General features: G+C 68.2%; 18 protein-coding genes and 1 pseudogene. 13 read left to right on the plus strand and 6 right to left on the minus strand.

Annotation, left to right across the window (positions count from 1 at the left end; translation table 11 throughout):
• Positions 1-10 precede the first annotated feature (10 nt).
• On the minus strand, positions 11-532 hold the full coding sequence (locus ACFY2B_RS26150) for a hypothetical protein (RefSeq protein WP_390765510.1): 522 nt from the start codon (positions 530-532) through the stop codon (positions 11-13).
• A gap of 281 nt (positions 533-813) precedes the next feature.
• Between ACFY2B_RS26150 and ACFY2B_RS26155 the strand changes: the two genes are divergently transcribed.
• A complete protein-coding gene (locus ACFY2B_RS26155) occupies positions 814-1110 on the plus strand; it encodes a nuclear transport factor 2 family protein (protein ID WP_390765511.1) in 297 nt (98 codons plus the stop codon).
• A 295-nt stretch (positions 1111-1405) separates the two neighbouring features.
• On the opposite strand, the gene ACFY2B_RS26160 is transcribed toward ACFY2B_RS26155, so the two are convergent.
• Positions 1406-1792 (minus strand): winged helix-turn-helix transcriptional regulator, encoded by a 387-nt coding sequence (locus ACFY2B_RS26160; RefSeq protein WP_390765512.1) that lies wholly within the window; start codon positions 1790-1792, stop codon positions 1406-1408.
• Between the two features lie 147 nt (positions 1793-1939).
• On the opposite strand from ACFY2B_RS26160, the gene ACFY2B_RS26165 reads away from it, so the two are divergent.
• The 4 genes from ACFY2B_RS26165 to ACFY2B_RS26180 all read left to right on the plus strand — a co-directional run bounded on the left by ACFY2B_RS26165 (position 1940) and on the right by ACFY2B_RS26180 (position 5915).
• Entirely contained in the window at positions 1940-2827 is an 888-nt protein-coding gene (locus tag ACFY2B_RS26165) for an SDR family oxidoreductase (protein WP_390765513.1), read from the plus strand.
• A 398-nt stretch (positions 2828-3225) separates the two neighbouring features.
• Positions 3226-3396 carry a hypothetical protein gene (locus ACFY2B_RS26170; RefSeq protein ID WP_390765514.1) on the plus strand — a complete coding sequence of 57 codons (171 nt, stop codon included), beginning with the start codon at positions 3226-3228 and terminating at the stop codon, positions 3394-3396.
• A gap of 50 nt (positions 3397-3446) precedes the next feature.
• Complete coding sequence (locus tag ACFY2B_RS26175; RefSeq protein ID WP_390765515.1) at positions 3447-3884, plus strand: hypothetical protein; 438 nt, start codon at positions 3447-3449, stop codon at positions 3882-3884.
• Between the two features lie 1128 nt (positions 3885-5012).
• Positions 5013-5915 carry a G1 family glutamic endopeptidase gene (locus ACFY2B_RS26180; protein ID WP_390765516.1) on the plus strand — a complete coding sequence of 301 codons (903 nt, stop codon included), beginning with the start codon at positions 5013-5015 and terminating at the stop codon, positions 5913-5915.
• Between the two features lie 322 nt (positions 5916-6237).
• On the opposite strand, the gene ACFY2B_RS26185 is transcribed toward ACFY2B_RS26180, so the two are convergent.
• Positions 6238-7638: a hypothetical protein gene (locus ACFY2B_RS26185; protein ID WP_390765517.1), complete on the minus strand. Its 1401-nt coding sequence runs from the start codon at positions 7636-7638 to the stop codon at positions 6238-6240.
• A gap of 283 nt (positions 7639-7921) precedes the next feature.
• On the opposite strand from ACFY2B_RS26185, the gene ACFY2B_RS26190 reads away from it, so the two are divergent.
• The 6 genes from ACFY2B_RS26190 (at position 7922) to ACFY2B_RS26215 (ending at position 16001) form a co-directional block, all read left to right on the plus strand.
• Positions 7922-11632 (plus strand): CHAT domain-containing protein, encoded by a 3711-nt coding sequence (locus ACFY2B_RS26190; RefSeq protein WP_390765518.1) that lies wholly within the window; start codon positions 7922-7924, stop codon positions 11630-11632.
• On the plus strand, positions 11629-12135 hold the full coding sequence (locus ACFY2B_RS26195) for a hypothetical protein (protein ID WP_390765519.1): 507 nt from the start codon (positions 11629-11631) through the stop codon (positions 12133-12135). The genes ACFY2B_RS26190 and ACFY2B_RS26195 overlap by 4 nt, the downstream gene beginning before the upstream one ends.
• Before the next feature lie 328 nt (positions 12136-12463).
• Entirely contained in the window at positions 12464-13012 is a 549-nt protein-coding gene (locus ACFY2B_RS26200; RefSeq protein ID WP_390765520.1) for a DUF2690 domain-containing protein, read from the plus strand.
• A 15-nt stretch (positions 13013-13027) separates the two neighbouring features.
• On the plus strand, positions 13028-13840 hold the full coding sequence (locus ACFY2B_RS26205; protein WP_390765521.1) for an aldo/keto reductase: 813 nt from the start codon (positions 13028-13030) through the stop codon (positions 13838-13840).
• Positions 13841-14047: 207 nt separating this feature from the next.
• A complete protein-coding gene (locus tag ACFY2B_RS26210; RefSeq protein ID WP_390765522.1) occupies positions 14048-14809 on the plus strand; it encodes a hypothetical protein in 762 nt (253 codons plus the stop codon).
• A 142-nt stretch (positions 14810-14951) separates the two neighbouring features.
• Positions 14952-16001 carry an aldo/keto reductase gene (locus ACFY2B_RS26215; RefSeq protein ID WP_390765523.1) on the plus strand — a complete coding sequence of 350 codons (1050 nt, stop codon included), beginning with the start codon at positions 14952-14954 and terminating at the stop codon, positions 15999-16001.
• Positions 16002-16051: 50 nt separating this feature from the next.
• On the opposite strand, the gene ACFY2B_RS26220 is transcribed toward ACFY2B_RS26215, so the two are convergent.
• Positions 16052-16789: a LysR substrate-binding domain-containing protein gene (locus ACFY2B_RS26220; protein ID WP_390765524.1), complete on the minus strand. Its 738-nt coding sequence runs from the start codon at positions 16787-16789 to the stop codon at positions 16052-16054.
• Between ACFY2B_RS26220 and ACFY2B_RS26225 the strand changes: the two are divergent.
• Positions 16752-18572: pseudogene (locus tag ACFY2B_RS26225) on the plus strand (discoidin domain-containing protein); the annotation flags it as partial. The gene ACFY2B_RS26220 and the pseudogene ACFY2B_RS26225 sit on opposite strands and share 38 nt — an antisense overlap.
• 112 nt (positions 18573-18684) lie before the next feature.
• Here ACFY2B_RS26225 and ACFY2B_RS26230 read toward each other — a convergent pair.
• Together ACFY2B_RS26230 and ACFY2B_RS26235 are read right to left on the minus strand one after the other, a co-directional pair.
• Entirely contained in the window at positions 18685-19695 is a 1011-nt protein-coding gene (locus ACFY2B_RS26230; RefSeq protein ID WP_390765525.1) for an LLM class flavin-dependent oxidoreductase, read from the minus strand.
• Positions 19696-19786: 91 nt separating this feature from the next.
• A complete protein-coding gene (locus tag ACFY2B_RS26235; protein ID WP_390765526.1) occupies positions 19787-21256 on the minus strand; it encodes an MFS transporter in 1470 nt (489 codons plus the stop codon).
• A gap of 737 nt (positions 21257-21993) precedes the next feature.
• Here ACFY2B_RS26235 and ACFY2B_RS26240 point away from each other — a divergent pair.
• Positions 21994-22605, plus strand: a complete 612-nt coding sequence (locus tag ACFY2B_RS26240; protein ID WP_390765527.1) for a TetR/AcrR family transcriptional regulator — start codon at positions 21994-21996, stop codon at positions 22603-22605.
• Positions 22606-22841 lie beyond the last annotated feature (236 nt).

Raw genomic sequence — 22841 nt, forward strand, 5'->3', positions numbered from 1 at the left:
CGTGGCCGGCTCAGCGAACGTCCTCGAACTGTTCGTGTCCCAGCACGCCCAGCAGCCTGATCTTCTCGAACGCTTCGCTGCGCGGCGGTGCGGTCAGCACGAGCAGGGCCTGCGACTGTTCCTCGGTGAACAACACCTGGCAATCCACTTCGATCTCGCCGAGTTCCGGATGGATCAGCACCTTGTGGTCCGTGAAGCGGGCGGCCACCTCGTGCCGTTCCCACAGCCGGGCGAACTCGGCGCTCTTCGCGAGCAGGGCACGGACCAGCTCACCCGCCCGCGACTGCGATCCCATCGTCCCGTGCGCCGCCCGCAGGTTCGCCACCAGCGAGCGGCTCTGCCAATCCCGATCGTGCTCCGGGTAGACGCGTCGCTCGGCGGGATCGGTGAACCAGCGGTAGATCTCGCTGCGGGCGAGCCCGGTGTGCCGGGACCGATCGCCGTACAACGCTTCCGCGAGCCGGTTCTGCACCAGCACTTCCATGAGGGTCGACACGATCAGCGCGGGCGTGTCCGACAGCCGGTCCAGCACGGCGCCTGGCGAGGACGCCCGGTCGACGCGGGCACGGAGGCCGTGTGTGCATCCGACTTCGCCGCCGTCGAGCGCCTCGACGCCTGTGCCGCTCACGAGGCCGCCGTCTTCGCCACAGGGTCATGCCGCACTGGCCGGGCCGACCCGAGACCGCCCCACCACCACACACACTGCCAAAGGAGCACGATCATGTCCGACAACGCCAACATCACGCTCGTCCGTCGTGCGTACGAACCCGGCGCAACCCCCGACGTGACCGCCGAGATCATCGACCCGACATCGTGTGGGACATCCCCGTCGGCTTCCCCTACGGCGGCGTCTACCACGGCTGGGCCGGCGTCCGCAGCGACTTCTTCGGCCGGCTCGCCCCCCACTTCAGCTCCTTCGAAGCGGTGGCCGAGGAGTTCTACGGCGTCGATGACCACGTCTTCGTTTGCGGCCACTACCACGCCGTGTCCAAGTCCGGGCAGCAGTCGGATGCGCGGTTCATCCACCTGTGGACCATTCGCGACGGCAGGCTCACCCACCTGGTACAGACCGCGGACAGTCACGTCGTCCAGCAGGCCATGAGCGCCTGACCACATCCACTTCGGCCGATCACCAGGAGGCCACACCCATGTCAGAGCGGTGACGAATCCGAAACCCACGGATGCCGTGGGCCGCGGGTGAGTCAGAACGCGAACTCGTCCCCGAGAACACGCGGTTGCCGCACATCCCCGCCCACCGCGGGCGCACCGGCTGCCTCGGTCCGGGGCCGCTGCCTGGGCACGGCACCCCACCACTACGGCTTCCACCTCTTCCACCGGTGACAAGGGGGAATCTCCCGGCGAAGCGGCGGAAGACCGGCGCGTCCACCCAGGCGGTGGAGCGCACCTACGACTGCTTCTTGGCGCGGAGTTCGTACTCCTCACGGGCGGCGAGGACTTCATCCGTGTGCTGCACCGACCATTCCGTGAGTGCTCGAAGGGGTTCCCGCAGCGTCTGGCCGAGCGGAGAAAGGCCGTACTCCACGCGGGCCGGTATCTCCGGGTACACGGTCCGCCGGACCAGTCCGTCGCGTTCCAGGATGCGCAGTGTCTGGGTGAGCATCTTCTCGCTCACCCCGGCCAGCCGCTGCCGCAGCTGGGTGAACCGGCACGCCCCGTGCCTGCCGAGTTCGCCTATCACCAGAACCGCCCATTTGCTGCCGATCTGGTCGAGCAGGTCACGCGACGGGCAGCCACGCGCGTACGGGTCCCATGACGCTATGGGCTCTGTCACATCCTCAGCTGTCGCCAAGTCGCTCACCTCAATGCTTTCCTGCACGTTGCCACCTTACCGCCAAGTGGCTGCTTACCAATGGAGAGCATGCAGGTCATTGTTGCTTTGCCATGCCACGGGAGGTCCGTGGCGGGAAGGAGCAACCTCATGTCGATCGTGGTCACCGGAGCCTCCGGCCAGTTGGGCAGGCTCACCGTCGAAGCACTGCTGCGGCGCGGGGTGCCGGCCTCGGACATCGTCGCGACCGGCCGGGACACCACCAGGATCGAGGAGTTCGCCGACCGCGGTGTCGTGGTGCGCCGGGCCGACTTCGCGGACCCGGACAGTCTCGCGGCGGCCTTCGCGGGCGCGGACAGGTTGCTGCTCGTATCCACCACGACCGTGGACGAGCGGGTCGCCAACCACTGCCGTGCCATCGACGCCGCGGCGGCGGCAGGTGTGTCGCTGGTGGCGTACACGAGCATGTCGCACGCGGACACGGCCACCACCGTCCTCGCCGCCACCCACCGCGCCACCGAGGAACTTCTGCGGCAGCGCGGAGTACCCGGCGTGCTGCTGCGCAACAGCTGGTACCTGGAGAACTACACCGGCCAATTGCCGCTGGTGCTGCGGAACGGCGCCGTCGTCGGGTCCGCCGGCCAGGGCAGGATCAGCGCCGCGACCCGTGCCGATTACGCCGAGGCCGCCGCGGTCGTGCTGACCACCGAAGGCCATGCCGGCAAGGTGTACGAACTGGGTGGCGACGAGGCGTTCACCCTCACCGGCCTCGCCGCGGCGATCTCGGCCGCCACCGGCAGGCAGATCACCTACACCGACCTCCCGGCGGACGAACTCGTCCGCGTGCTGACCGGTGCGGACCTGCCTGCCGAGTTGGCGGAGGTTCTCGCCGACGCCGACCTCGGCATGAGCCGCGACGAGTTGCTGACGACCTCCGGTGACCTGCACCGCCTGCTCGGACGTCCAGCCACGTCCCTGGCCGACGCAATCGCTGACGCACTGCACCGAGAGCCGGCCGCCGCAGACCACGCCGGCTGATCGCGGAGTTCTCCTGGCCACGCTCGCTCTTCCCGCAACCGCCGCGCCGGCCCATGGCCGCGAGGACAACGGCTGCACGATCAAGATCAACGGCAGCCAGGTCTTCCCAAGGTGAGGGACGGGGAGCGGGCGCCGGGGCCGAGCAGTTGCGGTAACGCCTGCGGCCCCTCCATGTCATCGCGGCCCGGCGGGGATTCAACGAGCCCGCACCCTTCAGCCGGGTCTTCCACAGCGCCTACGGCATGGCACCCAGGGACTACCGCCACTACGCCCATCACGGCTGAGTGCAGGAATCGACAAGCACTGTGCGGTGAAAGTCAACGACGCTTGTTGCCGCCGTCGGCATCCTCGTGACCGCACCGCTATTGGGTGAGTCCACAAGGAACAGAGGGGGAGCCGTGAGCAGGCCGAGCACCACGGCACGCACACCATGGCGCGCCGCGAAGGTACGGCTGATCGGGTCGACGGCCGTGGCGGCTGGGGTCATGACGCCCGCGTACGCCGACCCTGCGAACGCCGAACCCGCCGCTGCCGAGGCGCTGCTGAAGCCGGTCCCCAACCAGGCGTAACGATCAGCCAGACGGTGTCCGGCCGTCTCCTTCATGAATCAGGAGTGATCATGCGAACTGCACGTTGGGCAGTCTCCGCCGGTGGTGCCGCAACCGGTCTGGCCTTGATACTGCTCGCCGCAGCTCCGGCGAGTGCCTACGCGGACCACACCGTCTACTCGGAGCGGTCGGCGAAAGGCGGGTACGGCACCTCGAACGCCTACCTGACCGGTGAGTACTTCTGGCTCAGGGTCTGCGACAGGGGGACAGCGGACGGTTACCGCGCCGTCGGCCGCTTGTCCAAAGACGGAACTTCCTGGAGCGTGACGCGACACGCCGCGGGCGGAAGCGGTTCCTGTGTCGGCGGCACAGAAGACGGCGCGACCAGCGGCTTCCTGCCCCAGCCGTTCCGCGGTAACTACACACTGACGGTTTGTCTGCGCAACACCGCGAGCGGTGCGGACTTCAACTGCAACGACACGGCGTTCTACTACGACGGCTCGGCCTGAGCGCTGTCCGATGGTCCGGAGCGGGGCTGGATCAGCGGCACGGTCGAGGCCGAGCAGGCCCGAGTCGCTCAGAGCGTCGAGCGGCACCTGATGCTCGACGCCGATCGGCCGGGGCCGGTCTCAGCGCCGACCCTGCTTCCCAGGATCGGTGTACGAGTATCGGTGTACGAGTGGGGCGCGTCGGCGGCTCCTGGGACGTCCTTGTGGTCGAGGGGTGTCCCCCGCTCGCCCCGCCCGGTGCCCGGACTGCCGGAAATCGGAGTCGCCGAAGGACACGCAAACCGGATGAAAACACTCAAGCGGGCCATGTGCGACCAAATCTCGTTCGAACTCCTCCGGGTCCGGATCCTCATCCAGCCGTGAGCTTCACGGAACTGCGGACAGAGTCGATTTCAAGAATCGCCCTCACCTGCACTGCCGTCTCCCCTGGTGCGCTGTGATGCGACGACGTCACTCGGCCGAGCGGGAATTTTGCAGTTTTTCATCCGTATTTACTGCAATTGGTGTACATAGAGGCGCGGTCGACCTGCGGGTATCGCCCGGCGTGACGGCAGGCGGCGCTCTGGGCGTCAGGAGTCCGGACTTGCCAGCCTCTTGGTGTCCGAAATGACGGTTCTTTCGGGTGGTCACAATGCATGGAAACGGTGCTAACTCTCTTAAAACGCCCTCTTGCTGTCCCGTAACAATATGACGAGCGACCTGGTGACGACCATCACAAAGCACTTGTCATTGCTACCAGCGGGATGAAATATCCCAGCAAGTCGTCGCCGGGCCGGAGCCTACGACGCCGCGCGACACCGCCCGTCGAATGCCGGCAGCGTCACCGGTCCTGTGGATGAACCGTATGGCCGCGCGACGAGCCAAGTGGCTCGCTCGTCGGCAACTCGCCGCCCCTGCGGCGTGTTCGTGTCACGTAGGTCGGCAGCACGACGTCTTCCGGACGGCACTGCCACCACCAGTCCCCGTAGACCGTCCGCACGGACGGTCCCCTCTCAACTGACCTCAGTTCCACATCTCGCAGGGAGACCGGTCATCGTTATGCGAATAGGCAGCGCAGGCACTACAAGACGCACCCCGGCCGCATTCGCGGCAGCAGGGCTGGTTCTCGCGGCGACAGCTCTTTCCCCGGTGGCCTCCGCCGCCACCGCGATGCCGACTGTGCGGTTCGACTCCAGGGCCCAGTACCAGTCAGGCGACTCGAACTGGGGCGGCTACGTGGCCCAGGGCAGCTTCACCAAGATCACCGGCTCGTGGACCGAGCCGCACGTCGTCTGCCGTTCCAACAACGACAAGTTCGCCCCCTGGGTCGGGCTGGACGGCTGGGGCTCACGCACGGTGGAGCAGGCTGGGGTGCAGACCGACTGCTCCAGCGGTTCCCCGGTGAGAACCGCTTGGTACGAGATGTTTCCGTCCCCACCGGTGTACTGGCAGGATCCGGTCTCCGAGGGGGACAGCATGACCGCGTCGGTCACCTCCGATGGCGCGGGTGGCTACACGCTGGCCCTGACCGACAACACCAAGGGCTGGACCGAGAGCGTCAAAAAGACGGTTCAGGCGAATAATGTCAGCGCGGAGGCGATCATCGAGTCGCCCAACCAGGCATATCCGGAAATCGATAGCGTGCGTTTCACCCAAGTCGCCGTGGATGGAAAGTCAATGGACGCCATGGCGCCGCAGGCACTGACCAGTGGCGGCTACACGCCGGGGCCGCTGCACAATGGCTCGTTCACCATGCAGCCGGGTAACCCGCAGGCGGGCAACTCTCAGCCGGGTAACTCTCAGCCGGGTAACCCGCAGGCGGGTAACTCTCAGCCGGGTAACCCCTATCCGCAGCCGGGCAACGCGTACCCGCAGCCGGGCAACGCGTACCCGCAGCCGGGCAACGCGTACCCGCAGCCGGGCAATGCGTATCCTCGGCCGGGTAACCCGTATCCGCAGCCGGGCAATGCGTATCCTCGGCCGGGTAACCCGTATCCGCAGCCGGGCAATGCGTATCCTCAGCCGGGTAACCCGTACGCCCCCCGGTACTGACCTTGCTTGCCCAGCCCGCTCTCACCTGAGGATGTTCATCCACCGACCGCGGTCGGCGCCATGGACTCCGACGCGTACCCGGGGGAGCGGGCCCTGTCCCCGTGCGTGATCACGCCGCACACCTTACGCGCGCTCGGCGGCCGGTCACGCCATTTGTAGGAACCACGACTCGGACACACCCAGCGCCCGGCAGGCGGTGCGGTGCGGTGCGGAATACCGTCCTCGGCCCTGATGGCGCGATACATCCCTCCAGCCTTTGAGTCAGGACACCGGCTGTCAGAGCGACACGGCCCAGTTCACGCCAGGGGACAGCGACCTTGCGTCAGGCGCACGGGTGGTCTTTGCTCGTGAAGTCCGTGTCGAGGGGCTCGAACGTGGCGTCGGCGAGATCCATGCTGAAGGTCTGGCGGGACTGGGGGTCCCAGAGCCAGATGCGGTCGGCGTCGGGACCGAACGTGAGCACCGGGTGGGTGAGGGGCACGGTGCCCCCGTAGGAGGCACCGGGAAAGCCGCGTTCGGGGTGGGTCACGGGTGTGACGGGCCGGACGCAGACCAGGACAGGGCGCAGGCCGTAGTAGGGCGGAGGCTCCTGGAAGCGGGCCGCGGCGTTCTCGGCCGTGGCCGAGGCGCCGGCGCGGAGGTAGAACGGCATCACGACGAGGACCAGGCCGACGAAGAGGCCGGCACCCGCCGCGAAGGCGGCGTTGCCCAGATCCTGGGCGTCGGGATGCGCATGGAACCGCCGGTTCCAGCCGTACGCCGCGACCCCGAACGCCACGCAGTAGAGCACCCCCGCCACCGGCAGTGCTCCTGCCCACAGGCGGTCGATCGTGCCCGCGTGCACCGAGTCGGACGGTATGCCGAACGAGCTGATGTAGCGGTCCTGGACCAGCCCGCCGAGCCAGGTCACGAACGGCAGCAGGACCGGCGAAGCCAGAGGCAGGGCCCACAGGGCGGCCCGCCGCGCAGGGGAGTCCCGCAGCGCGTGGCGAAGACCCGCAATCAGCCAGGGCAGACCGAACAGCACGGTCGCCGACCATCCGAAGGGCTGCCAGCCGGTGTGCGGCGCAATGGCCAGGACGGCAGCCGAAAAGGCCACCGCATTCCCGAGGTTGACCAGCAGGAGGTTGGCCCTGACATCGGTGGACGGCGTGTCGGCGGGATCGAGGTCGACGGCCGAGGCGTGCACGTGACCGGCCAGCTCCCGGGCGCGCAGGTCGGCGAGTGCGCCTGCCCGGCCGCGGGGTTCGACAGCCCGGACCACGCGGCCGGGCCGTGGGACGCCGGGAGCGGGACGCACCCGCCAGGCCGTGTACCGCTCCGGTTCGTGCTCCAGGAGGACGGCGTCCCGAGCCCACATGTTCAGCGAGGCCGCCACCGCGAGCCGGTCGACCAGGCCGAGCGCCCGCTCGACAGCACCTTCCCGCGCCCCGGTCAGCCGGACCTCCACCACGCGGGCGACGCGCTCGGGCGGGCAGCCGGCCCGTTCGGGTTCCTCCGCGGGGCGCACCGGCCACCCGCGGTCGGCGAACAACTCCTCGGCCAGAGCTGTCTCGTTAGGGTCGTCGGCGATCTCGACCAGGATCACCACGCGACGGTCGAACGGGAGGCTGGAGCCGGCCCGTAAGCCCTCTCTCGCGGTGAATCGGGACCCGCCGCGGGAGAAGCCCTCGGCGATCCCTCCGAAGGCGTCTCGGGAGTTGCGACCGGTCGGCGACTGCATAGCGCCCACCTTGGAGGAAGGGAACCGCCTGCGGCAAGCTCGTCGCCGGCTCCGCCCTGACGCCTGCCGATTCCGTACCGTCCGCACCGGGTGCCACCGCAAGCCGTCCCCCGCGAAGTCTCGGGACTTCGGGGCCGGACGCTGCCGAGAAGGAGGTTCCTGATTCCTTTCCCCCGGCGGGCGGGGCCGCGTAGCCTAACCGTAGGGAGGAGCCTACTTCCGCGACTGTTGCCTGTAGCGGGTTCAGGTGGTTCATGTCAGGCCATGGTGAGTGTGAAGACTTTTGAGTAAACGTCTTGACTGGCCCATTTTGTTCGACGAGCCGACGCGTCCCGGTGATCCCATCGCCGTACTGCGGAGCGGCCGTCCCAAGAGCGAGCGGACCGAGGCTCTGCGACGGCTCGCCTCCGCGGCCAGGAACGGCAATCCCCCGGATATCAACCGATTCGCCGCTGGTCTGCTGTGGAACGGGGACCCTTACGACGCGGTGCGGGTGTGGCGTGTCCTGCTGGCCCAGCAACCGGACATGCTCATCGCGCGTCTCAATCTGGCCACCTGCCATCTGGTCACCGGTCTGCGCGCCGAGTGCGCACGCGTACTACGGGCCTGCCGCGACAGCGCGAACCCTGGTACTCCCGAGCGGCGCGTGGCTGAGCAGCGCATCGCAGAGCTGGAGGGTGAGGCGGGACAGACGCGGCTGCTGGAGCTGAGAGCCGCCGCCCTCCAGGAGCGCGCCGAGCTTGGACTGGCGACCCCCTTCGACCACCAGGACCTGGCCCTGACGATGTACGGGCTGGCTCGCCTGCCAGGGGGTGAAGTCACGGGCGACGATGTCCTCGACGCGGCACGAAGGGCGTGCCGTGCGGCGACCGGCGATCCGGCAGCCCTGGAGATCCTGGTACTCGGGCTGCTCGCGGGGGATGGACCGGAGACGGAGCTGAACGGCACGCTGCGAAAACTTGAGGATGCGGCCCCTCATTCGAAGGTACTGACGGTTGTCCGCGACATGAGGACGGCTCGTGGGGACAGCGCCGAGGTGCGTGCTCGCGCCGACCGGACGCGACAGTCGGCGCGCGGGGCGTCAGCCGGCGACAGCGACGCCCAGTGGGCGCAGTTGGTCTGGAGGAACATCTCACCCTTGGGTGACGGGCGGCGCCCGTCGGACCGTGAGCAGAACGCGTCCGACGGCCGCAGTGCGGACGAGGGAACCGGCACCGCACCGAGCCGCGCCTTGCGGGGGCTGGCCGCGGACCTGATGGCCACCGACTCGGTGGAGCGGGCCGAAGGATTGCTCACCCAGGGGGCGGGTCACTTCGATCCGCACGCGCTGCTGGGTGAACTCACCCGCGTGCGGGAAGAGCTCCTCTCCCGCGGACGCCCCGCTGAGGCCGCGGTCGCGGACTTCCACCACGGGACAGTCGAACGCCTGCGTCTGTCGCTGACCGGCCCCCGCAACGTACGCAACCACATCGTGGAATCCGGTCTCTGGGACTCGGCACCCGATTTCCTGCGCTCGTTCGACACGGTCCGCCAGGCATCGGAGCGCGAGGCGTTGACCCGGCTGCGGCGCGGCGATCTCGACACCGCACTGGTCCTGCTGCACAACGCTGCGATGATCCCGCCGTTCGCTCCGGAGGAACGCGTACGATCCGCGGGACTCCGGTTGCACCTGGCCGGCGAGCTGAGGGACGCGGGGCGGGCCGTAGAGGCCCTTGCGCTGCTCAACGCCGAGACACTGGGGCCGGATACGGGCGGTCCCCTGGCGGGCGATTCTCGCACCCAGCTCTTGCGCAGCCGGTACCACTTCCTGCGTGGGCTCCTTTGCGACGACTGCGGAGCATACGAACAGGCCAGGTATTCCTTCCGGGAAGCGATGGACGCGGCTTCCTCCGGTGGGGACCGCGAAGGCAAGTACCAGGCCCATTCCGCTCTCGCCTTCTCCTACCTGAAGGCCGGCCGCGCCAGGGAGGGTGTGCGCGAATTCCGCCGAGTGTTGGCCAATACAGAGGCCAACGGAGGCCGTCTCCCTCCGGTCCTCAACAACCTCGGTAGCGCCTACCGGGACGCCGGCGAGATCAGGGCGGCGCGCAGTTGCTTCACCCGGGCACGGGAGCTGGCGGAGGAAGAGGGCGCCGAGGGGATCAGTATGGCGACCGCCCTGCTCGGCATCGGCGACCTGGCTCGGGACGAGGGAAACGAGGAGGAGGCCGGCGAGGCGTACTTCCAGGCCATGATGAAGTGTCTGAGCCCAGCCGGCGGAGTCCTCGAACTGACGCTGGCTGCGGTAGTAACCAGGTTCAAAGACATGGGCGAACTCGGCGACCTGCTCATGGAGACGGCGGAGCTGCTTCACAGCGCGCGAGGCGGCACGTTCGATTCATGGGAGGCACGCGCCATGTTCCGGACGGCGCAGGCATCCCGGAATCAACGGGCCGGCCGGCACGCCGAGGCCGTTGCAAGCCTGCGCGCCCTGCACACATCGGCCACAAGACAACCCTCGGGCACGCAGATACAGATCGTGACGACCGGATATCTGGCACGCGCACTGACGCGCTGGGGTGCCGAGCGGCCCGAGGCCCTGCAAGAAGCCTTCGACGTGTTGGGGGAGGCCCGCGGCCGATTGCTGACGATTCTGTCGGACGGGGCCGTCCAGGACAGGCCCGCGCTGGTGGCACTGCACCACTCAGTTTACGAGCACCTGATCGAACTGCTGGTGGACCACGGATCCGCGGTGCGCCCGCCGACCGGCGAGCCCAGGCTGGAACTGGCCTTCGACCTGCACGAGGAGTACAAGACGTGGACCAGCGGCGCGGGCCGCCAGCCCATCACGCCCGCCCGTTTCGCGGCCCTGAGGAACTGGCTGCGCGCCCACCATGACGCCGCCGACTGCGCCTTCGTGTCGTATTTCTGTGGCAGTGGCGACATGACCGCATTCTCCTACGTCCCACAGACGGACCGGCTCACAGCCGTCCGCACGCCGCTGGACCTTGACGTCTTGCGGCAGGCAGCCGAGCGGCTGCGACGCACTTTCGACGGCGACCCGGATGCTTTCCCGCCGCAGGGACAGCTCCCGCCGCAGCGGCCCTGGAAGCGCAGCCTCGCCTTCTTCGACGAGTTGGCCCCCGCGCTGCTCGCCGTACTGCCCCACGTAACCGGCCGCGATCTCCTGTGCATTGCGGCCGACGGACCGCTGCACGACCTGCCACTGCATGCCCTGCCCGTACCCGGCGACGACGGCCTTCCCCTCGCCCACCGGCACGCCGTCGTCCAGGTCGGCAACGCCACGACCCTGCTCATGCTGGGCGGCCTACCGCCTGCCCGGGGCAGCTCCACGGTGTACGTCGGCGCGGTTGCCGCACACGAGGACGGGGAGCCCGGACGACTGGAGCGGGACGCGGAGATCGTCTCCGCCGGCGGCTGGCACGTCACCGGTACGACCGGAGTCGAAGCAACTCCCGACGTGGTGGCGTCGGAGTTGCGTGCCGCGTCCGTGGCGCATCTGACAGCGCACGGTTGGTTCGACACGGCCGAGCCGATGGACTCGGGCGTCCTCCTGGCGTACGGCGGACAGCGGCCGCCCAGGGAGCCGTACACCGTCGACATCAGGACCAGGCTCGACCATCTGCTGACGGCCCGCCGGTTGGCCGGCGAGGGACTGCGCTTGGACCTGATGACGCTGCGGGCCTGTTCGACCGCGCGCCGGGACCCGTACAGCACGGGCCACATGGAGGGCATCGTGCAAGCACTGCTGCACTCCGGCGTGCGCACCGTCGTCGCGACGCTCTGGAACGTCGACGACACCAGTTCACGCAGGCTTTTCACCGACTTCTACCGCCATCTCCTGGGCGAGGGTGACGCCTTGCCCGAGCAGCCGCCGTGGCGGGCGTTCTGGGACGCTCAGCGCGCCATGCTGCGGCAGCCCGCTGGGCCCTGGGAGTCCCACCCGTTCCACTGGGCCGCTGTGGCCCTATTCGGTCTTTGGAGGCACACATGACCAGATCCGTGGTCGCCGCACTCGACGAAAAGTCGCTGGTCCTGGCCTTGCAGGAAGTGACCGAGGATCTCACGGCCGACGGCCCGCCCCATGCCTTGCCGATGGACCAGGACGAGGCATGGGAGCTGCTGATCGCGGTGCTCCGAGCGGGCGGGTACAGCGGTGCCGAGTTGGCCGAACTCGATCGGCCCGGTCAGTACGCGGCCGCCCGTCGAGTCCTCGCGGAACTCGTGGAGGACCCCGCCACCCGCGATGCGGCCGGACCGGTGCTTGCGGACCCGCCGTCCGACACCCGGCTGGGCGCCGACCTGGTGGGGCCCGCGCTTGCCGCCGTGGCCGGCACCGTGGCCTGGTTGCAGACCAAGGTCGACGTACGGATCAAGCGCAAGGACGGCAAGACGGAGTTCGAGTTCCGCGTGGTGAAGGAGTCCGCACCAGCCGGGCTCCTGAAGGAACTGGCAGCTGTGGTGATGCGGCTGTGGAACGGCCCGCCTCAGCAGTGATGGTGGGTCGCCCACTCCATCAATTGATTCGGTCACCCCAGGCCGCAGTTCTGCGCCAACGTCTCGGCCACCATGGGGTGAACCTGCCACTCGGCATGCACATCGCTCGGCGGAGGCTCTCGGGTTCGGTCAGCAACCCGACACGTCCAGTCCCGCGAGGATCGGGGAGCTGAGCACCCGTTGCCCACGACTGGCGCAGTCGTTTGCCTGACTGAAGGGCACACGCGGGGAAGGCCGTCATGCGTCTCTGCTGCCGCGCTGCGCCTTTCCAGTGCCGTAACAGGAAGCGATCCTGGCCTCCAGGACCAGTCAATCAAGGCGAACCCTCATGACCGCGAGCAGCACCGATGACAACTCCGACCCGGCCGCCGACCCTTCACCGCAACCCCCTGCGAGAAAGTGGCTCAGCGGCCCGGCAGCGCTGGCGTATGCGGTTGCCGTTGTCGGCGCGGTGGTGGCCGCCGTGGTGACTCCGCTCGGGGATCACGTGGTGAAGTCGTTCTTCGAGGAGCCGACCTGTCCGGGAGAGGCGTGCGAGGGCAAGAACCCGCAGAACCAGGGCTGCGGTGAGGATGCCCGCACCTTCAAACCTGCGGTGCACAACCCGGCCCTTCTCCAGATCCGCTACAGCGAGGACTGCAAGGCGGTGTGGGCGAGGATCGAGCACGGCCGCCCCGGGGACCTGGTCACGGTGAAGGTGTCCGGCGGCACCACGCGAGGTGCCGAGGTGGAGTACGGCGACGACCAGTTCACGAGCATGGCCGCTGTTCCGGACGGGGATTTCCAGGTCACGGCCTGTGTGGTCCCCAAGCAGGGTGGTGGCGGCACATTCGAGCGGTACTGCCTCCAGGCGACCGAGGCCACCGCCTGGCGCTGACGGCTCAGGCCGGAGATGAGGGACACGGATGCCGGATCCGCGGCCGGATGCGCAGTCAAGGACTTCCGCGATGAGGTAGTCCTGGCCACCAAGTTCGGCTACGACATGACTGCCGACCCCCTCGGCATCGCCGTCGACAGCCGGCCGGAGACCATCCGCCAGGTCGCGGACAACAGCCTGCGCTACCTCGGCACCGACCACATCGACGTCTTCTACCAGCACCGGGTCGACCCGGAGGTGCCGATCGAGGAGGTGGCCGGGACCGTCAAGGAACTCATCGAAGCGGGCAAGGTGAAGTACTCCGGCCTGAGCGAGGCCGGGCCGCAGACCATCCGCCGCGCGCATGCCGTTCAGCCGGTTTCCGTCCTGCAGACCGAGTACAGCCTCTTCGAGCGGGACGTCGAGCAGCTCTTCCCTGTCCTCGACGAACTCGGCATCGGTTTCGTCGCCTACTCGCCGCTCGGCCGCGGCTTCATCACGGGCACCGCCAAGGCCGCCGGCCAGTACGACCGGACCGACGTGCGGAACTTTGACCCGCGCTGGCAGCCGGGCAACTTCGAGAAGAACCTCGATGCCGTCGAGCGGCTCAAGGATCTGGCCGCGACCAAGGGATGCACCGTCTCCCAGCTCGCCCTGGCCTGGCTGCTCGCCCGCGGCGAGCACATCGTGCCGATCCCGGGCACGCGCAGTCCCGAGCGCATCGAGGAGAACGCTGGTGCCGCTGACGTATCCCTGAGCGAGGCGGACCTCGCCGTCATCCACGACATCCTGCCGACCGGCGGCTTCGGCAGCCGTTACGTCGAGCAGGCCATGCCCACCTGGGACTGATCCCCCGGCAGGCTGTCGGGCCGGACTGTCCAGCGGGCCGGCCCGACACGGCTCCTCATCTTCCTCACCGTGCTGGGCGCTGCGGCTGTCGGCACGGGTCTCGGGGAGCGGTCACGAGAACTCCGATGGTCACTTCGCAACACCGCTCAATCGGCCGGAGCCATGTCCCTGGTCATGACCTCTGTCATCCAACTGAAGGAGCCGGCCTTGAGCCGCACCATCACCACCCTGACGCAGTACTCCCTCGCCTCGGCCCAACGCGCGGCACCGCGCGTGGAGAGCACCGAATGGGTGCCCGCCCTTGTTCCTGGCGGCGTGCATGAGTCCCTCATCGCCGCCGGTCGCATTGCACACCCCTACCGGGACGACAACGAGACGTTGATTCGCTGGATGGAGGAGCGGGACTGGTGGTACCGCGGCGAATTCGCCGGTCCCGTCGACCTCGGTCCGGACGAGCGGCTGCGGCTCACCTTCCTCGGCCTCGACACCATCGTGGAAGTGTGGCTCAACGGCGAACTGCTCGGTGCTCACGAGAACATGTTCCGCCCCGCCGTCTTCGACATCACCGAGCGGGTCCAGGCCCGCAACGACCTGCTGCTGCGTTTTTCCCCGCCCCTGGCCGGGCTTGAGGTGCCGCCGAACGTCATCGACATGTTCAGCAGGCGCGGACAGTTCCCCGACAACCGGCTCTACTTCGCCGAGATCAAGGACATCCCATTCGGCACCAGCACGCTGGACAGTGAGGTCGCGCTGATGGCGCCCGGGGTCGCCGAGGTGACGGTGACAGCCCACGGCCACGCCTACTTCGTGCACATCCCGAGCCCCATGCCCGGCCTGCGCTTCAGCGACCATTACCTCGACCTCCGCGACGGCCACAGTGCCGCCATCCGAGTGACCGGACTTCCGGAGGGCTTTGACCCGAAGCAGCTCGAAGTGCGCGGCTACGCAGGGGCGCCTGTCGCCCCGTGACCAGTGCCGGCCGGCCCGGCCGGTCCACGAACGCCCCGCTCCGCGAATGTCGGTGACTCGACTCCGGCTCGCCGGGAGTTGACATGGAGTGCGCTCCAACTGATGGAATCCTCGCCACGACCACGGACTGAGGGGGCTGGCCATGCGTTACCGGGTGCTCGGCGGGACCGGCATCGAAGTGAGTGCGTACTGCCTCGGAACCATGATGTTCGGCGCTGTCGGCAATCCTGATCACGACGACTGCGTCCGCATCATCCACGCCGCGCTCGACCGAGGGATCAACTTCGTCGACACGGCCGACATGTACTCGGCGGGTGAGTCCGAGGAAATCGTCGGCAAGGCGCTCCGGGACCGCCGCGACGGGGTGGTGCTTGCCACCAAGGTCCACTTCCGCATGGGCGAGGGCCCCAACCGCAGCGGCAACTCACGCCGCTGGATCATCAAGGAGGTCGAAGAGAGCCTCAGGCGCCTGCGGACGGACTGGATCGACATCTATCAGGTCCACCGCCCCGACCACACAACGGACGTCGAGGAGACGCTCTCCGCCCTGAGCGACCTCGTCCACCAGGGCAAGATCCGCGCCTTCGGCTGCTCCACCTTCCCGGCCGAGGAGATCGTCGAGGCGCACCATGTCTCCGAGCGCCGGGCCCTACTGCGCTTCAGGACGGAGCAGCCGCCGTACTCGCTGCTTGCCCGGGGGGTGGAGACGTCCGTGCTCCCGGTCTGCCAACGTTACGGGATGGGCGTGCTGACGTGGAGTCCGCTCGCCTCGGGCTTCCTGTCCGGGGCATACCGCAAGGGTCGGCCCATCGACCTGTCCACAGGCCGTGCGGCACTCACCCCGGCGCGCTTCGATCCGTCGATCCCCGAGAACGTCGCCAAGCTGGAAACGGTGGAAAAGCTCGCGCTGCTCGCGGACAGCGTCGGCTGCTCGCTCCCGCAACTCGCCGTGGCCTTTCCCCTCGCACACCCCGCGGTGACCTCGGTCATCATCGGCCCACGGACCATGGACCAGTTGGAAGGCACACTGAAGGGCGGCGCACTCACCCTGGACGACGACACGCTCGACGAGATCGACGGCATCGTGCCGCCCGGATCCAACCAGTACCACCCCGACGGGGCCTGGCGCGCCCCCGCGCTCGTCGACGTCGCCCGGCGCCGCCGGCCTCTCGCGGAGCGTGCAGCGGGCTGACCTCCGGCCCAGCCGGCAACAGGCGGGCTTCGGCCGCTCGGTACAGCGCTTCAAAAGCGACTACGCCGCCCCATCACAGAGGACACCGCGATCGACCACAAGGGTGATGCGCGGACCGGCGGGTTCGCTTCGCCGGAACCACAGTCAGTACCGGGCGACCATCGGGCCGACCGGTCCCGGCAGGACATCGTTCGGGAACGTCCGGCGGTTTGCCTCCGTTGCCGCCGGGGATACGAACAGGGCCGCGCCGGCGGGCCGGGTGACCGACGGGCGACGGCGTTGCGCACGTGGTCCGGTTCTGGGTGCCCGGTCCGTCGGTCGCGCAGGGGGCGGACTGCTTCGTCGAGGTGGTCGCGGAGCCACTGCGAGGCGGGGTCGTTGTCGACGCGACGGTGCCAGCGGACTTCCACACGGACCGTGGGAAGCTCGACAGGCACCTCGTGCCAGCGCAGTGGGATGCGGCGGTCGACCAGATGTTGTGCCATGACCCGAGGGACCAGGCAGATGACATCGTCCTCAAGAGAGGTCAACGCGCCCACCGCGTAGGACGGTACGACCGCGGCGACGCGGCGGGAACGTCCGAGTGCTTCGAGCGCTTCGTCCAGCGGACCTCGGGCGATGCCGCGCCGCGAGGCGGAGATGTGCGGCGAGGCGCACAGGTCGTCCACCGTCAGGGCCTCGGCCCGGCCCAGCGCGGAATCGGCTGCGACCACGGCGACGAACCGGTCGTCGAACAGGGGCCGGGCCAGGACGTCCGGTGGCGGCGGCCCCTGGTACAGCGTGCTCACCGGTCGTCACCCCACCGACCGCAAACGCGGGGTCGGGATCTACGGCAAGTACGTCACCGGCGGCGGCTACACCGGCACCATCCGCTCGCACGAGGCCGGCGGCCCGAGCCGCAACGTCACCCTCAAGGACTTCGCCATCATGGGCGAGATCACGGAGCGGGTGGACGGAGATCAGGTCAACGCGATCGGCGGCGCCATGACCGACTCGGTCGTGGACAACGTCTGGATGCAGCACACCAAGGTCGGGGCCTGGATGGACGGTCCGATGGACAACTTCGTCATCAAGAACAGCCGCATCCTCGACCAGACCGCCGACGGCGTGAACTTCCACACCGGCGTTACCAACTCCCGGGTCACCAACACCTTCGTCCGCAACTCCGGGGACGACGGCCTGGCGATGTGGGCCGACCGAGTGCCGAACGTCAACAACTCCTTCGACCACAACACCGTGGTCGCGCCGATCCTGGCCAACAACATCGTCACCTACGGCGGCAAGGACATCAGTATCACCGACAACGTCGTCAGCGACACCCTCACCAACGGAGGCGGCATCCACGTCGCCAACCGCTACTCCAACGTGAACTCCAATTACGGCACCGCGCTGGCCGGCACCCACACCATTGCGCGCAACACGCTGCTGCGCGCCGGGAACGCCGACTACAACTGGGTCTTCGGGATCGGCGCCATGTGGTTCGACGGGGCGAACGAGCCGATCAACGCCACGATCAACGTCACCGACACCGACATCCTGGACAGCTCCTACGCCGCGGTCCAGTTCATCCAGGGCAACAACAAGACCGTCAACTTCAACAACGTGAAGATAGACGGCACCGGCACCTACATGCTCCAGGTGCAGTCCGGGGCCACCGCGACGTTCACCAACGTCCGCGTGGACCACATCGGTGCGGGCATCTCCATCCACAGCTGCGTAGGCGGGAGCTGGGTGCCGCAGCTCATCGAAGCCGGCAACACCGGCTGGAGCCTCAACTCCACGGTGTGTACCGGGAACTGGCCGGCCCCGAACTACATCTACCCCGATGGCGGCGCCGGCCCCGGGGGTCTGACCGGTTCACCCGGCGTGCTGTCCTTCGCCGCGCGCGTGGTCGGCACCACCAGCCCGGCACAGACCGTCACCGTCACCAACGGCGGCGCGTCCGCCGCTCCGATCGGCTCGGTCACCGTGACCGGCGACTACACCCAGACCAACACCTGCGGCACCTCGCTGGCCGCCGGCGCGTCCTGCACCGTCAGTGTCACCTTCCGGCCCACCGCCACCGGCACCCGCACCGGCACGCTCACCGTGCCCAGCAACGACGCGAACAGCCCGCTGACCGTAGGGCTGAGCGGCACGGCCACGTCCGCCAACCCCAACCTCGCCCAGGGCCGCCCGACCACCGAGACCAGCCACACCCAGACCTACGTCTCCGGCAACGCGGTCGACGGCAATGCCAACACCTACTGGGAGGCGGCCGGCAACGCCTTCCCGCAGTCCATCACCGTGGACCTCGGCCAGGCGACCAACATCGGCCGGATCGTGTTGAAGCTCCCGCCGGCCACCGCCTGGGCCACCCGCTCCCAGACCATCGCAGTCACCGGCAGCACCGACAACGCCACCTACACCTCGATCGTCGCCGCCACCTCTTATACGTTCAATCCGGCGACCGGCAACACCGCCACCCTCACCTTCCCCGCCACCAGCAGCCGCTACGTTCGTCTGACCTTCTCCGCCAACACCGGCTGGCCGGCCGCCCAACTCTCCGAACTGGAGGCATACGCCTCCTGACCTGCTCCCGAACCAGGCTCCGGGGACAGACACACTCCCTTACCCCCGGAGCCTCGGTCGTGGAGACACTCCTCGGCACCATGAGTGGTGGTCGACCGCGTGTGCCCAGCCGTCAGCGTAGGTACGGAGCGACGTGATCGATGATTGTCTGCAGGAGGTGTGCGTTGTGGTCGACGCCGAGCTGGTTCGGGATGGTGAGCAAGAGGGTGTCCGCGGCGGCGACGGCAGCGTCGGCAGCGAGTTCCTTTGCGATGACGTCCGGTTCGCCGATGTAGCTGCGGCCGAACCGCGAGATCGCTCCGTTGAGAATTCCGACCTGGTCGCGGTTGTCTGCCGTGCGTCCGCCCCCGAAGTAGAGGCGGTCCTCGTCGGTGGTGATCGGCAGCACGCTACGGCTGACAGACACGCGCGGGGTGTGTTTGTGGCCCGCGTGGCGCCATGTCTCGCGGTAGGTGTCGATCTGCTCGCGCTGCTGTTCGTCGAAGGGTGTTCCGGTGTCCTCGGACAGCAGTGTGCTGCTCATGAGGTTCATGCCCTGCTCGGCGGTCCAGACGGCGCTTGCCCGGGTGGAGGAGCCCCACCAGATGCGTTCGGTGAGGCCCGGCGAGTGGGGCTCAACTGGAAGTCCCGCGGTGGGGCCTGTGGCTGGGTCGGTCGATGCGATGGGGTGTCCGGCGATGGCAAGGCGGAACTGTGCGGTGTGATCGCGCGCCATGTCGGCATCGCTCGTCCCTAGTGCGGGGACGTGCCCGAATGCCTCGTATCCGCGAAACGCCACTTCCTGTGATCCGCGGCTGAGTCCCAGTTGCAGTCGTCCGGCGCTGATGAGGTCTGCTGCGGCGGCTTGCTCGGCCATGGCGTAGGGATTCTCGTAGCGCATGTCGATGACGGCCGTGCCGATCTCGATCCGGTGTGTGCGCGCGGCGATGGCGGCGAGCAGGGGAAAGGGGGCCGACGCTTGGCGGGCGAAATGGTGTACGCGCACGCTTGCCATGCCGATCCCGATCTCCTCGGCGGCGATCGCCAGCTCGATGGTCTGAGTCAACGCGTCGCGGGCGGTGCGGGTGTGTGAGCCCGGTACGGGCTGGTAGTGGCCGAAGGAAAGGAAACCGAGAGTCTTCATCGTGGTGTCCCGTGTCTGCTCTGGTCGGATTGCAGCGGAACGGCGCCCTCGCCGTGTGCTTGGGTGGGTCGACGGTGAGGCGCCGGTGCGCTCAAGCGCCGGTCGTCTGGGCGTGCCGGCGTGCGTTGAGGCCGAGGGCGGCGATGGCGCTGGCGAGGGCGAGCGCGGTGGCGGTCCACCAGGAGATGGCGTAGCCGTGGTGCGGGTCGGAGTTGGGCAGAGCAAGAAAGATGACGAGAAGACTCACGCCGAGGACAGAGCCGATCTGGCTGCCCATGTTGACCACGGCGCTGCCGGTGGCTGCTTGGTGCGGGGGGAGGTCACGGGTCGCGGAGGAGAACATGGTGGGCAGCGCCAGGCCCATTCCGAAGCCTCCGATGAGCCAGCCGGGGAGGATGCCCGAGGCGTAGTGAATGGCGTGCCCGCCGGTGGAGACGGTGATCAGGGCGATGCCGGCACCCGAGAGCAGAGCGCCGACTGCGGCGATGAGGCCGACAGGCAGCCGGTGGGCAAGTCGCGCGGCCAGCAGTGAGGCAACGAACACCATGCCCGGTCCGGGTGCCACCGCGAACCCCGTCTTGACCACCGACCAGTCGCCCTGCTGCTCCAGCCACTGGATGACGCCCAGCAGTTGGAGTGTGAACGAGGCGTAGAACAGGACGACCGCCGCATTCGCCGAGGAGAACACCACGTTCCGGAAGATACTGAGTTCCACGATCGGCACGTGCACTTGGGACGAGCGGACGATGAACGCGATGAGCGACGCCGCGGCCAGGATCAGGCTGCCGAGCGTGGACGCCGCGCCCCAGCCCCAGTCCGGGGCCTTCACCAGCCCGACGGCGAGGGCTCCGACGGCGAGGATGATCAGCAGCCCGCCGAGCAGGTCGGGGATGCGGGTGGCCAGGTCGTGGCGGACATTGGGGATCAGGGGGATCGCCATGGCGATGGCGGCCAGGCAGAGGGGGATGTTGATGAGGAAGATCCACTGCCAGGCCGCGTTCGTCAGCAGTCCCCCGGCCGCGGGGCCGGCCGCGGCGGCGAGCGACCCGCTGGCCGCCCAGATCTGAACGTACTTGTGCACCTTCGCAGGTGGGGCCGTCGCAAGGACCAGGCCAAGGCTGGCGGGGGTGAGCACCGCCGCCCCGGCGGCCTGGATGACGCGGAACACGACGAGGAGCCACAGATTCCCCGACATCGCCGCGCCCAGGCTGGCCGCGGCGAACAAGCCGAGGCCGAGGATGAAGGCGCCCTTGCGCCCGTAGCGGTCTGCCAGCCGGCCCGCGGGGACCAGCAGTGCAGCGAAGACGATGGCGTATCCGTTCAGGATCCAACTGAGATCCGACAGGTCGCGCGTACCGATCCCGCGCCCGATCGGGTCGAGGGCGACGTTGACGATCAGCAGGTCGAGCGAGGCCAGGAAGGTCGCCATCGCCAACAGTGCCAGGACCAGCCCCGGCCGGCGAACGCCCGGCCCTGACGCACCGGAGTCGGCTGCAGTGGCTGTGCCCTGTCCTGGAGACGGCTTGCCGAGGGTCTGGTCGGGCGGAAGGGCGTCAGGCATGACTTCTCCGTTCATGCGGTCTGTGCTGGGTGCTCGACACCGTGCCCTTGGCGTGACCGCGACACTTCGACTTAGGTACACGGATGCGTTTACAGGCGGACCGTAACACGCATGGAGCGCTCAAGTAAACGCAACCGTATACATAGATAGTGGTCCAGGGATCATGGATCCGTCATCGGGGCGAGGTCGGCCGCGTCGTCGACTTGCCCACTTGCCAGGCACTCTCCGCGAGCGCCCGGGATGGCGCACGCCGGCCGAGCCGCCGTCCCTGTTTCGGCGGCGCAGCGGCGAGACCTTGGGCCCACTGCGTCGCGGCCGTTCGGGCGGCGGACTGCTGACCCTTGACTGCGAGACCCGAACGTGACCCTGTCGGGGAGTACGTCCTGAACGCGATGAGGAGGTCTGTGCGGGAATCGCATCCTCAGGTGATGCTGTGTGGGAGATGAAGGATTTGGCCCTTCGGAGTCGCCCTGCGGCCGCAGGAAGACGTCCACGCTTGGACGGCGAATCAGCCCGACCGTTTTCGCCGCCGCCCGGTTCGCTGTCCGTGGAGACGAACTGACCGCGGTGGCGGACGTTGCCGGCTGTCCGACTGGCGCCACGCGGTGCTTGCTCACCCAGTGAAGTTCTGGGCGGCCTGCGCATAGGGCTCCTTGAAACTATGTAAACGGAAAGTTTCGATGCGAACTCAGTGCGGGACCCTTGATTAAAGTAAACGCTAGCGTATACTTTCCCGCATGGGTACAACGACTACGGCGCCTCAACGGCGGGGACGTGGAGGTCGGGAGCGCATTCTGGCCGCCGCCGCCCAGCTGTTCGCGACCCAAGGGATCAATGCAACCGGCATGGAACAGGTCGCAGAGAAAGCGCCGGTGTCAAAGAGGACGCTCTATGCGCACTTCAGGACCAAGAACGACCTGGTCATCGCCCATTTGCAGGGCCTCGTGCTGACGGGTGCCACCCTGGAGAGTGTGCTGGACCGCGAGGACCTCCCCCCTCGCGAGCGGGTCCTTATGCTCTTTGATCAGATCGCAACGGACGCGGGGCCGGTTCGTGGATGTCCGTTCATCGATGCCGCTGCGGAGTTCCCGGCCCCGGAGAGTGAGGTCCACTCCTACGCCCGCGAACAGAAACTGCGGATGGTGCGTCTGATCGCCGCCTTGGTGGCGGAGCTGGGCTGCCGCGAACCCGACGCACTCGCCGAGCAGCTGGCCACCCTCGCGGACGGCGCGGCCAGCCGCGCCATGGTGCTGGGCGAAGCGGATTACGGTCGGCATGCACGGGCAGCGGCGCAGGTTCTTCTCGAACAGGCTCTGCCGAACAGCAAAGGACGAAAAGAGGGTGAGTGAGCCTCTTTCGTGCGCCAGTAGAACAGAAGGTGGCACCGTGACGTAGCGGTGTTCTCGGATCAGGGGCAGACCCGCACTGAAGCTCCCCCCTTGATCGTGGACACCTGGACGCTGGGATGTGGGAGCCCAGAGGAAGCAGCGCCAAGTGGGAAGCTGCACGAAGTGGTACTCGCAGGAGTACAAGCGGGACGCGATCCATCTCGTGCGGTTGTCGGGCCGGCCGGACGGTGACGGAG

The organism is Streptomyces sp. NPDC001270 (assembly GCF_042896695.1).
GTDB lineage: Bacteria > Actinomycetota > Actinomycetes > Streptomycetales > Streptomycetaceae > Streptomyces.

Bases quoted from the DNA above. Each gene is read 5' to 3' on its own strand.
- ACFY2B_RS26205 (WP_390765521.1), top strand. From the start codon at position 13,028: ATGAGGGACACGGATGCCGGATCCGCGGCCGGATGCGCAGTCAAGGAC.
- ACFY2B_RS26175 (WP_390765515.1), top strand. From the start codon at position 3,447: ATGCGAACTGCACGTTGGGCAGTCTCCGCCGGTGGTGCCGCAACCGGT.
- ACFY2B_RS26215 (WP_390765523.1), top strand. From the start codon at position 14,952: ATGCGTTACCGGGTGCTCGGCGGGACCGGCATCGAAGTGAGTGCGTAC.
- ACFY2B_RS26230 (WP_390765525.1), bottom strand. From the start codon at position 19,695: ATGAAGACTCTCGGTTTCCTTTCCTTCGGCCACTACCAGCCCGTACCG.
- ACFY2B_RS26200 (WP_390765520.1), top strand. From the start codon at position 12,464: ATGACCGCGAGCAGCACCGATGACAACTCCGACCCGGCCGCCGACCCT.
- ACFY2B_RS26165 (WP_390765513.1), top strand. From the start codon at position 1,940: ATGTCGATCGTGGTCACCGGAGCCTCCGGCCAGTTGGGCAGGCTCACC.
- ACFY2B_RS26195 (WP_390765519.1), top strand. From the start codon at position 11,629: ATGACCAGATCCGTGGTCGCCGCACTCGACGAAAAGTCGCTGGTCCTG.
- ACFY2B_RS26185 (WP_390765517.1), bottom strand. From the start codon at position 7,638: ATGCAGTCGCCGACCGGTCGCAACTCCCGAGACGCCTTCGGAGGGATC.
- ACFY2B_RS26240 (WP_390765527.1), top strand. From the start codon at position 21,994: ATGGGTACAACGACTACGGCGCCTCAACGGCGGGGACGTGGAGGTCGG.
- ACFY2B_RS26235 (WP_390765526.1), bottom strand. From the start codon at position 21,256: ATGCCTGACGCCCTTCCGCCCGACCAGACCCTCGGCAAGCCGTCTCCA.